Annotated in this window: 16 protein-coding genes; 4 read left to right on the plus strand and 12 right to left on the minus strand. The window is 40.8% G+C overall.

All coding sequences use genetic code 11. The features are described from left to right. Window positions 1-20: 20 nt before the first annotated feature. The 3 genes from BLT_RS0116220 to queG form a co-directional block, all read right to left on the minus strand. Window positions 21-923 carry an amidase domain-containing protein gene (locus tag BLT_RS0116220; protein ID WP_017728821.1) on the minus strand — a complete coding sequence of 301 codons (903 nt, stop codon included), beginning with the start codon at window positions 921-923 and terminating at the stop codon, window positions 21-23. A 140-nt stretch (window positions 924-1063) separates the two neighbouring features. Next, the gene (locus BLT_RS0116225) at window positions 1064-1594 is read right to left on the minus strand and encodes a methylated-DNA--[protein]-cysteine S-methyltransferase (RefSeq protein ID WP_026105163.1); all 531 of its coding nucleotides are present in this window, start codon (window positions 1592-1594) and stop codon (window positions 1064-1066) included. Window positions 1595-1662: 68 nt separating this feature from the next. Then, window positions 1663-2802: a tRNA epoxyqueuosine(34) reductase QueG gene (gene queG / locus BLT_RS0116230; protein ID WP_017728823.1), complete on the minus strand. Its 1140-nt coding sequence runs from the start codon at window positions 2800-2802 to the stop codon at window positions 1663-1665. 134 nt (window positions 2803-2936) lie between these two features. Between queG and BLT_RS0116235 the strand changes: the two genes are divergently transcribed. Both BLT_RS0116235 and BLT_RS0116240 read left to right on the plus strand, forming a co-directional pair. Next, entirely contained in the window at window positions 2937-3620 is a 684-nt protein-coding gene (locus tag BLT_RS0116235) for a B3/B4 domain-containing protein (protein WP_017728824.1), read from the plus strand. A gap of 59 nt (window positions 3621-3679) precedes the next feature. Next, complete coding sequence (locus BLT_RS0116240; protein ID WP_017728825.1) at window positions 3680-4120, plus strand: Dps family protein; 441 nt, start codon at window positions 3680-3682, stop codon at window positions 4118-4120. A gap of 197 nt (window positions 4121-4317) precedes the next feature. Here BLT_RS0116240 and BLT_RS0116245 read toward each other — a convergent pair whose 3' ends face one another. The 8 genes from BLT_RS0116245 to BLT_RS0116285 all read right to left on the minus strand — a co-directional run bounded on the left by BLT_RS0116245 (window position 4318) and on the right by BLT_RS0116285 (window position 12686). Next, window positions 4318-5442 (minus strand): NADH-dependent flavin oxidoreductase, encoded by a 1125-nt coding sequence (locus tag BLT_RS0116245; RefSeq protein ID WP_017728826.1) that lies wholly within the window; start codon window positions 5440-5442, stop codon window positions 4318-4320. 329 nt (window positions 5443-5771) lie between these two features. After that, window positions 5772-6230, minus strand: coding sequence for a divergent PAP2 family protein (locus BLT_RS0116255; protein WP_017728828.1), 459 nt, complete (start codon window positions 6228-6230; stop codon window positions 5772-5774). Between the two features lie 72 nt (window positions 6231-6302). Continuing rightward, window positions 6303-6506: a 4-oxalocrotonate tautomerase gene (locus BLT_RS0116260; RefSeq protein ID WP_017728829.1), complete on the minus strand. Its 204-nt coding sequence runs from the start codon at window positions 6504-6506 to the stop codon at window positions 6303-6305. A 27-nt stretch (window positions 6507-6533) separates the two neighbouring features. Next, entirely contained in the window at window positions 6534-7004 is a 471-nt protein-coding gene (locus BLT_RS0116265) for a flavin reductase family protein (RefSeq protein WP_017728830.1), read from the minus strand. Window positions 7005-7208: 204 nt separating this feature from the next. Next, window positions 7209-7733, minus strand: a complete 525-nt coding sequence (locus BLT_RS0116270) for an FAD synthetase family protein (RefSeq protein ID WP_017728831.1) — start codon at window positions 7731-7733, stop codon at window positions 7209-7211. 202 nt (window positions 7734-7935) lie between these two features. Beyond that, window positions 7936-8895, minus strand: a complete 960-nt coding sequence (locus BLT_RS0116275) for a catechol 2,3-dioxygenase (RefSeq protein ID WP_017728832.1) — start codon at window positions 8893-8895, stop codon at window positions 7936-7938. A gap of 93 nt (window positions 8896-8988) precedes the next feature. Then, the gene (locus tag BLT_RS0116280; RefSeq protein ID WP_017728833.1) at window positions 8989-10545 is read right to left on the minus strand and encodes a 4-hydroxyphenylacetate 3-hydroxylase N-terminal domain-containing protein; all 1557 of its coding nucleotides are present in this window, start codon (window positions 10543-10545) and stop codon (window positions 8989-8991) included. 320 nt (window positions 10546-10865) lie between these two features. Further along, the gene (locus BLT_RS0116285) at window positions 10866-12686 is read right to left on the minus strand and encodes a XylR N-terminal domain-containing protein (RefSeq protein ID WP_017728834.1); all 1821 of its coding nucleotides are present in this window, start codon (window positions 12684-12686) and stop codon (window positions 10866-10868) included. A 369-nt stretch (window positions 12687-13055) separates the two neighbouring features. On the opposite strand from BLT_RS0116285, the gene BLT_RS0116290 reads away from it, so the two are divergent. Then, the gene (locus BLT_RS0116290) at window positions 13056-13973 is read left to right on the plus strand and encodes an aldo/keto reductase (protein ID WP_017728835.1); all 918 of its coding nucleotides are present in this window, start codon (window positions 13056-13058) and stop codon (window positions 13971-13973) included. A gap of 111 nt (window positions 13974-14084) precedes the next feature. Here the strand turns inward: BLT_RS0116290 and wrbA are convergent, their stop codons facing one another. Beyond that, a complete protein-coding gene (gene wrbA, locus BLT_RS0116295) occupies window positions 14085-14753 on the minus strand; it encodes an NAD(P)H:quinone oxidoreductase (RefSeq protein WP_017728836.1) in 669 nt (222 codons plus the stop codon). Between the two features lie 241 nt (window positions 14754-14994). Between wrbA and BLT_RS0116300 the strand changes: the two genes are divergently transcribed. Beyond that, window positions 14995-15336, plus strand: coding sequence for a winged helix-turn-helix transcriptional regulator (locus BLT_RS0116300; protein WP_017728837.1), 342 nt, complete (start codon window positions 14995-14997; stop codon window positions 15334-15336). Window positions 15337-15371 lie beyond the last annotated feature (35 nt).

A 15371-nucleotide genomic window follows, 5' to 3' on the forward strand; every position in this document is an offset into this window, starting at 1 on the left:
TTTTGAGTCAGCCTTGTTCATTAGAATCGGTCAGGAAGATGAAAAAATTTATATTGAATCTTATCTGTCCAAGCCGTTGAATCTTCATAGGCCCAAAAGCGCATTCGACTGTTTGTCGTTTGTGCATTCACTAAGGGCTCTCCATTGGCATCCTTGGCCACAACAATTGTCGTATGCTGCCAACGCCCATCTCCATTAAAATCATAACAAATCACGTCACCTGGGACCAATTCAATTGGACTTTGCCTTTCTTCCCCGCGTAAGCCCCCAGTTGCTCCACTTAAATACCATCGAAACGAATTGGCAACCGCCCAAGTATAGCTCCAATTTTTCTGTTGAAACCACCAGCCTTTTGAACGGTTAGGCATCCCCGTCATTGGTGCTCCACCTGCCCGTAAGCATTGGGAAATAAAATTCGTGCAGTTGTTTTCAAACTTGATGTATTGAGGGTTATAATCATCCCACCATCGTTCAGCATAGCGAACCGCTTCGCGCCGATCATACATCCTTTGTCTATTTTGATTCAGAAACAAGCGAACTTGACTTTTACCCGACTGATTGTTGTCTTCGGCAAAAGGAGGAATCGAGATTTCTTTGTCTTCGGCGATAAGAGCATCAACAAAAAGAGCCCGTCGATGCTGACGATGTTCTTCAATATACAGATGACCGCGCAGATCGATGAGGTATTCATATTTCACAACATATTCAATTTGAAGCATATTTTCGAATTGCTGTCTTCTTATAATCGTCCCTGTTACGGTTGACTTCACGGTTTTTGCACCACGTCGCCTGTCACGCTCACGACGTCGTTCAATACACTGCAAATCCGACTCATGACACAAAAAATCAATCTGTCCTTTTACAAAGCACTGATTTCGTTTTTCAATTAAGGCATGCAGCTGCTTAAGCGCATCACTCACCATGACACCCCTCCCTGGTTCAGCTTTATCTACACCCTATGAGTAGAGGCTTGTATCGTATACATAACAAAACCATGAAAGAGAAACTTTTATCCAAAATAAAAAGGCCTGACCTCAAAATGAAGGCAAGACCCTTATAACAATTACGAGATTTTTTCTAAAGACCCCTCTAAACGGAGCAAAATTTCTTTTTTGTCTAATCCGCCACCATATCCTACCATCGCTCCATTACTTCCAATTACCCGATGACATGGAATTATAATCGGAACTGGGTTTTGGTTGTTGGCACCACCAATCGCACGAACTGCTTTTGGAACCCCTATATCTTGAGCTACTTCCTTATAAGAACGGGTTTCACCAAAACCAATCCGTTGAAGCGATTCCCAAACCTTTTTTTGAAAAGGGGTACCATACAGATCAAGTGGTAGATCAAATATCACTCGTTTCCCATGAAAATATTCATCAAGCTGTGTTAAGACTGGAGTCAAACGTTCGGCACTATGAGTAAGGGTGCCTTTAATCTGGCGCTTTTTCAACCAGACATTTAACGTTGCCTTACTTGGTTCGAACGGGCCAAAATGAATATTACACACACCTTTTTCAGTTGCTACGACAGTGAGCTTTCCAATTGGACTATCCAATTCATCGTAATATAAATACGACTGCGCTGTCATCTCATCCCTTCCTTCCACTATCCAGTCTCCCATTATCTTACCGAATCCTGTCATGCTTTTCCATTAGCTCATTGTCCAAAGTTAAGGAAATTCAGGCCTTTTTCGATTTCAGCTTGGACTTCCTCATCTTTTTCCCGCATTTTCGCAGCTTTAAGCCATTTTTCCGCAGCTTCTCCACCGATTTTCCCTATCGCCCAAGCTGCTGTGCCCCTTATGACAGGACGGGGATCCTTTTCAAGAAGCTCTGCCAATACAGGCAAGGCTGCCTCCTCCTTATAATGAGCAAGAGCCAAAATGGCATTGCGCTGAATCGGTTTTTTTCCTCGCCATGAACCTGAAACATGACCAAACGTATCCTTAAACGCTCGGTTGCTCATTGTTAATAACGGAATAAGCTTTGGTTTTGCTAGCTCTGGATCGGGCTCCATTTCAGAGTGATGATGGAAGTCCTTTCCTTTGTTTTCAGGGCATACTTGCTGGCAAGTATCACATCCATACAGTCGATTCCCTAGCTTTTTTCGAAATCTCTCTGGTAAAAAGTCTTTCGTCTGCGTTAAATAGGCAATGCATTTTTGTGAATCCAACTGCCCTCCTTGGACGAGGGCTCCTGTTGGACATGCCTCGACACATCGATTGCACGTGCCACACTGCTCTGTTATTGGTGTATCAGCAGGAAACGAAATCGTTGTTATAAGCTCTCCTAAGTAGACATAGCTTCCAAATTCAGGTGTAATAATCGCACAGTTTTTTCCACTCCATCCGATCCCTGCCCGTTCAGCTACCGCTCGGTCAGAAAGAGCACCCGTGTCCACCATCGACACAACCTTTTCATTAGGGAGCTTTTCAAGAAGGAAAGCCTCCAGCTTTTGCAGTCGATCTTTTAACACATGGTGATAATCCTTCCCCCAAGATGCTCGGCAAAAAACACCTCGGCGCTCGCCCTTCACACTTTTCGGTGAGTTTTTCATTTTCGAAGGATATGCTAAGGCAATCGCAATGATCGAACGGGCACCTGGTAGTACTCGTTCGGGATTCACTCGCTTTTCAATATCTGGCTCTTCAAATCCAGACTGATAGCCGAGCTGCTGTTGGGTAAGCAGTCGATCTTTTAGCTGTAAAAATGGGTCCGCTGAAGTGAATCCAATTTTATCGATCCCGATAGTTTTACTATATGCAATCAGTTCGTCCTTTAATTGGGCGGGTGTCACGGTCCATCACCTTTCTTCCAACAATCCCTGCCATAATGTGCTAAAATATTAGTAACCTTTCATATGATGAATACATATAAAAGTGAAGGTTTCCTTTCAGCTTAATTTTACCTGAAACAAAGGAGGTCAAACGTATGAAAACTTTAACAATCGCTTCCTCCATCTCATCTGTTATTCCTTCATTTAAAGTGGGTGTTATTGTCTATCATGATATTGTGATTGGTGATTCACCACAAATGCTTAAAGGAAGGATGCAATTTTTTCAAGAAGAAGTGAGAGTCTCTTTAGAAACCTCAAAATCCTTAACCGATTATACAGGTCTTGCTGTCTGGCGGCAAACCTTTAAGCAGCTTGGGATCGATCCAGCCCGTTATCGTCCATCTGTGGAAGCGCTCTATCGTCGGATTAAAAAAGGTCAGCCGCTCCCTCAAGTGAACTCAGCAGTGGACCTTAATAATTTTTTCTCATTAGAATACGAAATTCCTTTCGGGATCTACGATTTCGATAAAATTGACGGAAATATACGTATGAAAATCGGTGAATCATCCGATGACTACGAAGGCGTTAATGGTCGTGACAATCAAATGGAAGGAAAAATCGTCACCACTGACAATCTAGGGGCTTTTGGCAGTCCGATTGTTGACTCTCTCCGCACAAGTGTCACGGAGGCTACCACATCAGCGATCCAAATTGCTTACATACGCCCTTCAATGGAGCCACACATGGCCAACCAATTGCTTAAGGCAGCAGCTTCGATGTTTGTACAGATACACGGTGGAACATCAAGCTACTCCCTCGTTACAGCTGATCATGTTTAAAAAAGAGGATGAGAGGGAACATAAATGATGAGCAAATAACAAGGAGGACGAATCACATTATGAGTCAAGAGAAAGTATCAGCCATTCTAAACAAACAAATTGCCAATTGGAGTATTTTATTTGTAAAGCTTCACAATTACCACTGGTACGTAAAAGGTCCTCAATTCTTTACTTTGCATGATAAGTTTGAGGAGTTATATAACGAAGCATCAACACATATTGATGAATTGGCGGAACGCTTACTTGCCTTAAAAGGTCAGCCTGTCGCAACAATGAGAGAATTTCTTGAAATCTCCTCTATTTCTGAAGCAAAAGGCGGCGAAACGGCTGATGAAATGGTTGCGGAAATTAGTAAAGATTTTGACACAATCATCGATGAGCTAAAGGAAGGAATGGAAGCGGCCGATTCGCTTGGCGATGAAACGACGGCAGATATGCTGTTAGCGATCCACCAATCCTTAGAGAAGCATAACTGGATGCTCCGCTCTTTCTTGAAGTAAGAGATTGAGGCTGGGACATAACGAACGTATATGATTGAAAATGCGAACAACGCACAACCTTAGCGGAGTATATTTCCGAAGCGATTGCTATGCAGCAACGATCATGACGTTCGGATTTCTCTTCAATAAAAACGCTTTTGTCTAAAAAGCAAGCTACTAATGAGCTTGCTTTTTTTGCATTTAATCGATTTATCTGCTTAATCAACAACAGGGAACCATCCTGGAGTATTAACAATCGCTTGCCAAAGTGGGGTTGGAATGACAAGCTTTTCTTGATCTTGTTTGGAGAGTGTTGTGCGAATCGTCCCTTCCTCACCAGCTTCTACTTTTTCCATCCATTTTGGCTCCATAATTAATTCTCGACCTAAGGCAAGCAAAGGAACCCCAGTATTTAAGGCTTTTACAACATCATCAGGAGTATGAAGAGATCCTACACCAATTATTGGTATTTGCTCACCGACGTGCTTTTGAAGGTTGACCACGCGAGAGGTTGCATCTTCCTTATCACGAAGCGAACCACCCCAGAAATCCTGTACGGATACATGAAGATAGTCTAATGGAAACTTAGCCAATTCTTTTGTTAATGCAAGCGTATCTTCAAAGGTGATCCCTGGATTCTCCGCTTCTTCAGGAGACAAGCGATACCCGACTATAAATGGTTTTGTTGAATGAGTTGATACATTTTTTAACACCTCTTCAACGACTGCAAATGGAAACGCCATCCGCTTCTCAAGCGAGCCACCCCATTTGTCCGTTCTTCGATTAGAGTGAGGAGAGAAAAATTGTTGAATAATATAGGTGTTTGCCCCATGAATTTCTACGCCGTCAAACCCAGCTTCAATTGCACGGCGTGTCGCATCACCAAAGGCTTTGATCACACGGTTAATATCCTCTTCGGTCATTTCTCTTGGAACTGCTGCATCTGGACGTTCGGCTGCAACGGCACTCGCGCTAATAGGCTGCCCATCAGGCAATAGCTCAGGTGGGCTCATACGGCCTCCGTGAAAAATTTGTAAGATCGCTTTTGCGCCTTTTTCTTGTATTGAGCTTGCTAAGCGCTTCAAGCTCGGTAGAAGGGAGTCATCGTCTGCACTGAATTCACCAGGAAAACCTTTTCCATCCTTTGTTACATATACACATGCAGTGACAACAGCACCCACTCCACCTGCTCTCTCTTGATAGTAAGCAATTTCTTCATCAGACACTTCTCCATTTTCCTTTGATGAGAAGTTCGTCATTGGTGCCATTAACACGCGATTTTTTACCTCAACTCCTGAACGAAACGTAAATGGTTGAAAGATTTGTTTGTAATTTGCATTCATTTTAGAAGGACTCCTTTTTAACTTATTTAAAACCTTTGGTGTGTATGCATTGTAAATCGTAGTGGAAATCAAAGTCAAAGAACTTGCTCGAAAAAAGAAAGTAACAAACAAATCAAAAGAAGTCTTTTTGAAACGTTTTGCTAGGCACACAACGTTTTATAAAAAAGGGAGAAGCAACGGTGAAAAAATCCTTGCAGGTATTAGCAGCTTTGTATTTTTTAAAGGAGCAGGAACAGATAAAATGTAAGTTGTGGTATTTGTTCATTCTCGGTCAATCAGCTTTTCTCTACACGCAAACAAACGAGCACACAATTGTGCTCGTAATCCTTTTAATTTTCAAACAGTCTGTATCCAACGAAACCACAAATTAGGCCTAAAAGTGCACCGCCTAACACCTCTTCTGGTTGGTGACCAAGTCGTTCCCGTAGCCGTACTTGTTTACTGATATGCTCTTGCACATTTTCTTCCCCTGTCAGTTGTTCTACTTCCTCGTCCAATTCATTTACCTTTAACGTCAGCTCACCTGCTTGCCTGCGAATGCCTTGTGCGTCGTACATCACAATCAAACCAAATACTGTTGAAAGGGCAAAATCAATCGTCGATATCCCCTGTTTTCGTCCAATATATGTAGCTAGCGCCGTTACGCCTGCGGAATGGGAGCTTGGCATGCCCCCTGTTTCAACAATCACTGATACATCCCAATGACCTGTCTTCCACTTTTTAATTGGCATTTTAAGCATTTGAGCAAAAGCAATTGTCGATAACGCCGTCAGGATTGGTTTATTCAATTCAGCTCACCCCTCGTTAGAGTTTGAGGAATGAGAGCATTCTATTCAAGAGTTTGTAAACCTAACGTATTTTTATCCCTTTGCATTTACCTTTCGCTTTTTCACAGACTCACCCGCGATCCCCCAATGCTCACTAGGCATTTCTTGGATGAGAATACGGACACTCTCTATCGGTGCATCAAGCACGTCCGCCACCAAATCACTGACTTCTCGGATTAACCGTTCTTTTTTTTCCGGTGTTCGTCCTTCAAGGATATTGATTTGAATAAATGGCACGATTAAAACACCCCTTTACTTTTGATATTAAACTTCTTCGACGGCTAACGTGCGATATTTACCATTGAAATAAAGAAGTGGTTCTCCCTCCTCTAAATGAATCGCTGTCACTTTTCCGATAAAAAGTGTATGATCCCCTTCCACATGCTTGTTAACAACTTCACACGTCACTTGTGCAAGTGAACCTTTTAAAACAGGTAACCCGTTTAACCGATCAAAGGATACATCTATTTTTTCTTTTATTTGTCCTGCAAAATTTATCGATAGCTCTTGCTGATCAGAAGCTAAAATGTTCACTGCGTATTTTTGACTCTTTTTTATTTGCTCAAGCATATGAGCTTGCTCCCTTATGGAAACGACAACGAGCTTAGGCTGAAGCGAAACGGACATGAATGCATTTGCTGTCATGCCATGTACTTCACCCTCCACTTCTGTCGTGATTACTGTTATTCCTGATGCAAATCTCCCCATTGCATTTCTGAACAACATATCATCCATAACACTTCCTCCTTTTTTGTGTGAAAAGGGGACGGGGCTTCCGTTCAAGATGAAGAAACAATGAAGTCCATCCGCACGCACCGCCTAAATTGAAATGGTACACAGAATAACCTGACACATTCGTTTTCATCCGTGTGGGAAGAGCGAGCCGCACATGCTAGTTTATGTTTAACATTTACGGTTTCTCACATTTAAGCAATGGCGCTACCAATTTAAGAGGGGCTGAGCAGCCAGCTCTTCTCCATTTGACATCATTTGTCGAATGCGAGTAGATGAAATCACTTCTCCCCGCTCACAACAAACCTTCTCAATGACACGTACTTGAAAACATCTTTGCAAATCTACAATTCCTCCACTGCGCTTTTTTCCAAAACGAAAATCGGTCCCAACAAAAATTTCTTCAGGCCGTAGGGCAGATATCTCCGTAATAAAGCTCGAAACACTCCGATTTAAATAATGCTCATCAAAATGGGCAATGACGATATGCTCAACGCCTAATGCAAAAATTCTTTCAAGCTTCTCCTCTAGCGAAAGAAGCTGCCTAGCATTTTCAAAATAAACACGTGGAGGCGGATCAAATGTATAGATAATACTTGGAACACCCAGTCGCTGACTCCTTTCAACCATTTGGCGAATCACGGTTTGGTGACCAAGATGAACCCCATCAAAAGTGCCAATCGCTAGCATTGAGGCATTTAATGAAAGTGTTTCGGCTGGATGAACATACATTTTTTCACCTTCTTTGTTGAATATCAGCATCGACTTTTTTATTAATACTGAAATGTCTTGAAAGGGATGGAGCTGTCATGCAAGCTGCTGAAGCAATCAAGCACTTTCGCTCCCCCCTTTCACTAAAGGTTGTCTACAAATTTACTTTTTAAGCTTTTTTTATTCCATGCTTATCAATTGATAGGGTGTACTGTAAAAGCCTTTACCCTTTAACCGTTGTTTTGTGAGGCGTTCCATATAAGAAATATTCTTCTGGAAGTGGAGAACCGTACCAAATAATTCCTTTCTCCAGCTCATCCTCATGCCATGTAAGCGGTTTCCAATCTGGGTCAAAAATAAGATATCCAGCATCTCCGAACAATTCAACACGATTTCCACCTGGCTCAAATACGTACATAAAGTACGCCTGACTAATTCCATGCTTTCCCGGCCCTGCTTCAATGACAATCTCATTTTCCACAAGCAAATCAGCTACATCCATCAAATGCTGTGGGTATCCATACCAGTAAGCGATATGATGGAATCGACCTTTTTGACCCGTTCGATCTCCCATCAAGGCTACCTCGTGAACAAGTGGACTTACACTCATCCATGCACCGGCCTCTGTGCCATCATTTAAAATAATGTTTTCACGCAGCTTAAATCCTAACTCATCCTTCATAAATTCCTTGTTTTGGGTTACATTGCTGCACATTAAATTTACATGGTCTAAGCGTCTTGCCGGAATCCCCACTTTCGGACGTTTTTGTGGACGGCTCTTTAATTTCGTCTTCAGTTCATCAGGCGCTTGATAGTAATCAACCTCCCAAAGAATTTCCATATTATGCCCATCAGGCGTTTGAAATTGATAGGCTTGCCCATGACCAAGATCTCCTTCAATCCAGCCTTTACCATAGCCACTCTTTTCAAGCGATTGCACTCTTTGATGAAGAGCTGCTTCTGAGCTTGCTCTCCAAGCCGTATGCCCCATTCCAGCTTCTTTCGCCTCAGTAATTTTCAACGTATGGTGATAAAAATCTTCATAGGCTCTTAAGTAGACCGATTGACCTTGACGCTCTGTTACTTGTAAACCGAGAAGCTCTGTAAAGAAATCCAAGGTTTCCTGTGGCTTCGGAGAAAAGATTTCAACATGGGCTAATTGGGCAACATCAAAATTTGACATAAAACATCCTCCTTATTTTTCAAAAATTTTTATCAACATAAAAGAATGATTATCGGACAAGTTTAGAAGCTTGATCGATTTAATCGATGATCACTAAAACGTTTTATAGGTATCGCTCTTAAAGAAATTAACATCATCAGGATTAATCCACGTTGGATTCGTCCAGCCATTTAAATCATAATCACTCATACACTGTTCGGCAAAAGCGATCAGCTCATCTGTCTTTCCTGCTCCTTGTGCAGCATATAATGTCTCCAGACGGATGCCTTCATGGTTTCCTGCATAGTTTCTTTCATAGAGCTCGTGTCGTCCGCCGTACTCCGTTCCAATCGCATCCCAAAGCAACTTGATTACTTTGATTTTTTCTAGCGCGTCAATTCCATAAGATCCTCGGTAAAATTTATCAATAATTGGTCTTAATTCTTCATTTTTAAAATCAAGTGCGCTCGATGGTTGAACGATTAAGTTTCCACCGACAATTTGCTCAATCAGTCCTTTCACTCGCGGCCACGCCTCAGTCATAAACACCCGGTACGCCATCCCACCTTCCAAGCGTGGTAATACAGAATTGCTTGGGCCAGGCTCCGGATTAAGTGCCATTGCGTCTGTTAAGGACCAAAATAAATTTCGCCACGCAATCACTTCTCCTGCAGCTGCCTGCACACCTCTAAATGTATCCGTTCCCGCTGTCTTTATTGCTTTAAGCAGCGTACCTGCTACCAAATCAAGCTTTACAGCAAGTCTCGTCGAACCATGGAAGGTGAAACGGTGGACGAAACCACTCATCGGTAAAAAGTTATTTACTTTTTCAATGTCCCTGTAAACGAGAACATTTTCCCAAGGGATTAACGCTTTTTCAAATACAAGGACCGCATCATTTTCATCAAAACGACTGCTTAATGGATAGTCAAATGGGCTCCCCATGACAGCAGCTGTCATTTCATACGAGCTACGACTAATAAGCTTTACACCAGGACAATTCATTGGCGCAATAAAGACGACGGCAAATTCTTCTTTTTGAATCGGAACTCCGTAATGGCCAACAAAGTTATAATGCGTAAGCGCAGAACCAGTTGCCACCATTTTAGAACCACTAATGACTAACCCTTTATCTGTTTCCTCCTCAACTCGAATGAAGACATCAGCAGATTCATGAGCAGGCTTGTTCCGGTCGATTGGTGGATTTACAATCGCATGGTTGAAAAACCAGTTTCTCTCTTGGACTTCCTGATACCAATACTTCGCATGATCCTCATAAGGTGCATAAAAGTCCGTGTGTGAACCCAACGTTGCTAGAAATGCTGCTTTATAATCTGGAGTACGCCCCATTTGACCATAGGTAAGCTTCGCCCACATTGCAATTGCATCCCGTCCCCCAATCAAATCTTGAGGACTCTTCGGTGTCTGGAAAAATTTATGCGTGTACGATCCTGATCTCGTATCTGTTTCTGTCGTTAAAATGTTCTTTGTCTCTTCCTCATGAAGAGCATCATACAATCTCGCAATTGAGCGAGCAGCATTTCGAAAGGCTGGATGAGTTGTCACATCTTTTACTCTATCACCCTGGAACCAAATTTCGCGGCCATCACGTAAGCTTTCTAAATACTCTTCCCCTGTTAGTGGTTTTCTTAATTTTTGTTCTACCGTCATGATAATGACCTCCTTTTCCAAATCAAGTTAAGTACGCTTTTGTAAAAGCGCTTTCAAAAAATGCAGAAGTTACGATGTCTAGGTTTATAATAAATAATTATCAGAAAATATATAATTATCAAAAAGTATAGTGTTTTTTTGTTTCACTATCAAAATCTAAAGTTGAACAGAAAAATATGGCGCTTTCAAAAGACTTACTTTTAATCATCGATGCAACCTTTTTTTCTCCTCTCTATTTCGTATGACACAGGAGCTCTTACTTCAAAAAAAAAATCGGTACAGGGCCGATTTTGATTTATTCCTTACTATTTTGTTTTAACTTAGTTTATCTTTTCATTTTTGAAGGAATGATTGTTAATCGCTTTCATCGTGTAATAGGTTTGAATTGCGATTTGACAATGAAAGCTTCCTTGCCCCGTCTTGAAATCAACCTCGCATAATGAGTGGATTTTATTTAATCGATAGCGTAAACCAGGTATTGACAAATTTAATTCAGTTGCTGTTTGATTTAGATTCCCGTTGTTGTCCAAATAGCTTTTTAACGTTTGTACCAAATTTGATTCATTGTTTTTATCATAATCAAGCAGATTACCTATTGTTTTCTCCGAAAAGGTCAAGAGCTCTTTTGGCTCCATCGATTTTAAAAATAACATAATCGGATCAAGCTGCTCATAAATCGCAATTTTATTTTTTGTCGGATAGGCAAGCCTTAAAAAGTCACATATTTGAAAGGCGCCCTTATAGCTTTCTCCAATCTCACTAATGGAAGCTGACGCTTTGCCTGCTCCAATATAAAACATCGTATTGCTGAAAGTTTTTTCCACTAACCTTTGAACCTCGTGCAAAAATTGATGAAGCGAGGATTTTTCCTCAACATTTTTTGGTAAAATCATAATAATATATCCTTTTTTCATGAAAATATCTAGCTTGGGATAGGTTGTATTTAGTAAATACCAGATATCTTTATTTTTTTCTTCAGAGATACTCTTAATCACTACAATTCGATTATTTTTTTCAATATCAAAGTTAAACAAATGATTTGCTTGGTAGATCAGCTGCTCCTTGTCATAACTGTCATTTAATAGCTCATCAAAAAAATCCACTTTCTTTTGCCATAATGATTGAGCGATCATACGCTGTGTATACATTTGAATTGAAAGAACCGATAATGCTCTTTCAATAATCATGCGGTCCTCTTTTGTAATTGGCTCCGTTCCAAGAACAATCATTTTTCCAAGACAATCTTTATTCGCCATAATTTTAAAAATATGAATAAAGTCGTTGGACTGAACGTTTTCTTTTCTCATCCATTTCTGATAGCGGTCATAATCCTCCTCTGTTAAAAACTTCGATTCAAAGGCCTGATTCATCTCACCTCTTTTGATGATGACGCTTTTCCCTAAGACATCTGCTATTACATCAATTAACGTTGAAAGGTTTTTCCCCTCAAGCAGCAAACTTGTTAGCTCTTTATGAACCTTTTCTGAACGTATGATTGAAAGGTTTAATGTTTTTACTTCATTGTACATTTTATCAAGCTCTGTCACGAGTGACTCTTCCTCGTAATAACGTAAAATGTCCCGATGCTCAGGTGCGCAATGCTCAACCGTTTGTGCCACAAAATAACACTTCTCGTCTCCTTTACCAATACAGCTTTTTTCGTAAATCACAATTTCTTTTCCAACAATTTTAGTTAGATAGCCTGTTGCAAACCCTACAAGCATCCAGCAAACCGCTTCATTGCTATAACTGAAGTGACGGATATGCTCCTCACCTTCAAAGGAATATCGCCAGTATCCAGACATATACAGTCTCTCACCATCTAAATCCAAAACATCAGGCTCAACCGTCACAATTCCTTCTAACGTATGAAGAGCAGGGCCAGCAAGTATAAGCTCCCTTTTCGATTCCCAATTATACATACTTTCGATCGATTCAGCATCGTTATACCCACTTGCAAACCCATACCGGAGTAAAAACCCCTTTGCCCGCTCCATCCCTAATGTGGCAACCAAATCTCTTCTTAAGTACCCTAGCGCCTCTACTGAAATGAGTGCCATCCTCTTATCATTAAGTTTGATGGTTCCCATTCTAGGGTTAATATCAATGGAGTTTTGGAATAGCAAATGATGAGCTTTCATTTTCACTAGCATCCTCTCCCTTTTGTAAATCATTTATTATAAAGGACAAGCAAGTATTTTAAAAATAACCATTTGAAAGCGTTTACATTATCTTAATCATAACAAAACTACAAAATTTTCATACCACAAAAGCAGATAGTTCTCTTCAAAATGACTATATGTTTTGTATAGTAGGAACGAGATAATAGGAAGACAAAGCTAGATTCTTCTTACATTTCGATATAGAGAACGTCCTTTCCTTTTTTCATCACTTGTATATTTATCTTTTTTATTTAAGCGCAATTCGTTAATTGGAGCTTTATTGTTTGAGCATTCCGTTTCATTTTTCTAAAATGAAGGTATTAAAATCGATGAAGGAGTGTGGAAGCAATGGAGAAACGACGGCTAGGTGATTCTGATTTACTTGTAAGCGAACTTGGCTTTGGCTGTATGTCTTTAGGTACCGATGAAAAGCATGCGCTTAATATGATCGATCAAGCTATCGAACATGGCATTAATTATTTAGACACTGCTGACCTTTATGATCAGGGTTTAAACGAAGCGTTTATCGGTCAAGCATTAAAAGGGAGACGGGAGCAAATCATTTTAGCGACAAAAGTGGGAAACCGTTTCGAAAAGGGGAAAGAAGGATGGTCATGGGATCCATCAAAGCGCTATATCAAGCAAGCCGTCAAAGCCAGCCTCCAACGGCTGCAAACAGATTACATCGATCTTTATCAGCTGCATGGCGGCACGATTGAAGATCATATTGATGAAACAATTGAAGCCTTTGAGGAATTAAAAAAAGAAGGAGTGATTCGTTATTACGGCATTTCTTCCATTCGTCCAAATGTTATTCGCGAATACTTGAAGCGCTCCTCCATTGTTAGTATTATGATGCAATATAGCATCCTTGATCGTCGTCCTGAAGAATGGTTTTCTTTAATAAAAGAGCATCGTGTAAGCATTGTCGCACGAGGTCCTTTGGCAAAAGGGCTATTAACCAATCGCTCTCTTGATTCTCTAGGGGAGTCAACAAAGCAAAGTGGTTATCTTGACTACTCTTATCAAGAATTAGTCAACGTGCGAGAACAGCTGACAAGCAAAATTTCTAAACGTAGCCTGAACGAAATGGCTTTACGCTATTGTCTTCATGACGATGCTGTTGCAACCGTAGCTGCGGGCGCAAGTACAGTTGAACAACTCGAAGACAATGTAGAAGCGATCGATTCTCCCCCGCTATCAAAAAGTGAAATTGAGATGATTCAAGCTACAACGAAGGCTTCACGCTACGAACAGCATCGTTAAGATAAACAAAGCTTTGCTTTCTCTAAGTCCTTAATAGCGAAAGCCTTCGATAAACTTCTGTGTTAAGTAAAAAAAATCTAAGCAGAGCGTCTGCTTAGATTTTTCATTTTATTATTGCTGCAAGCCTTTTTTAACCCATTCAGCCACTTGAACCGTACGCTTCGCTTGATGCGTGACACCTTGCTTCACATCTTCTGTCATCTTGCCATCCTGCCCTACAGTGACACTTGTACCGTACGGATTCCCACCTGCAGCAAATGTTTCAGGTGCAGTGTAACCAGGCGCTGCAACGATTGCACCCCAGTGGTACATGGTAGTGTAAAGAGAAAGAATCGTTGCTTCATGTCCGCCATGAGGATTACTTGCACTAGACATTGCACTAACAACCTTGTTTGCTAACTTTCCATTGAACCATAGACCACCTGTTGTATCTAAGAATTGCTTCATTTGAGCTGGTAAGTTTCCGAAGCGTGTAGGTACACTGAAAATGATGGCGTCAGCCCACTCTAAATCATCAAGACTAACAGTCGGAACATCCTTTGTTGCTTCAACATGCGCTTTCCAAGCAGGATTTGATTCAATCGCTGCTTCTGGAGCAAGCTCTTCAACTTTTAAAAGCTTAACTTCTGCGCCAGCTTGTGTTGCTGCCTCTTCAGCCCATTGAGCAAGCTGATAGTTAGTACCTGTTGAGCTGTAATAAATGACTGCCAATTTTACGTTAGACATTGTATCATTCTCCTTTTTATCTGATTTTCCAAAAAGCTTGTTAAACAAACCCATCTGAAACACCTCATTTAATGAGTGAAATCCTCAAATGCTACTGTAAAAATTTTTTGTTCATTTCAGTTTAATTATGCATGGAATTGAAAGAGTCCGAAAAGTACGCACTTTCATGTAAGCTAGTTTCAAAAAAGATACTAATGAGAAGGAATAAGCATTTTCCTTTTCACTTTTATCGAAATATGCTATCATTTTTAAGTAAGTTACTTTAGAATATCAAGTAAAAAAGTGGAGGGATATCATGGCAGAAAAATGCTCAGGCGTTGAAGCAACATTAGACATCATAGCTGGCAAGTGGAAGCCTGTTATTTTGTTCCACCTATTAACAAATGAGACGTTACGATTTGGTGAATTAAGACGTGCATTACCGAATATTACACAGAAAATGCTTACATCTCAATTACGGGAATTAGAAAATAAGGGCATTATTGAACGCAAAGTGTATCCCCAAGTACCGCCGAAAGTAGAGTACTCGATTACAGAACATGGTCATTCGCTTGTTCCGATTCTGCAATTAATGGATGAATGGGGCGATACCCACCTCAAACAAACCAGTCCAGAAAAAATCGCTACAAATAAATAAAGAAATAAGTAAATATCCGCCGGTAGAACCGGCGG

The sequence above is a fragment of the Halalkalibacterium ligniniphilum genome (genome assembly GCF_000334155.1).
GTDB classification, from domain to species: domain Bacteria; phylum Bacillota; class Bacilli; order Bacillales; family Bacillaceae_D; genus Halalkalibacterium; species Halalkalibacterium ligniniphilum.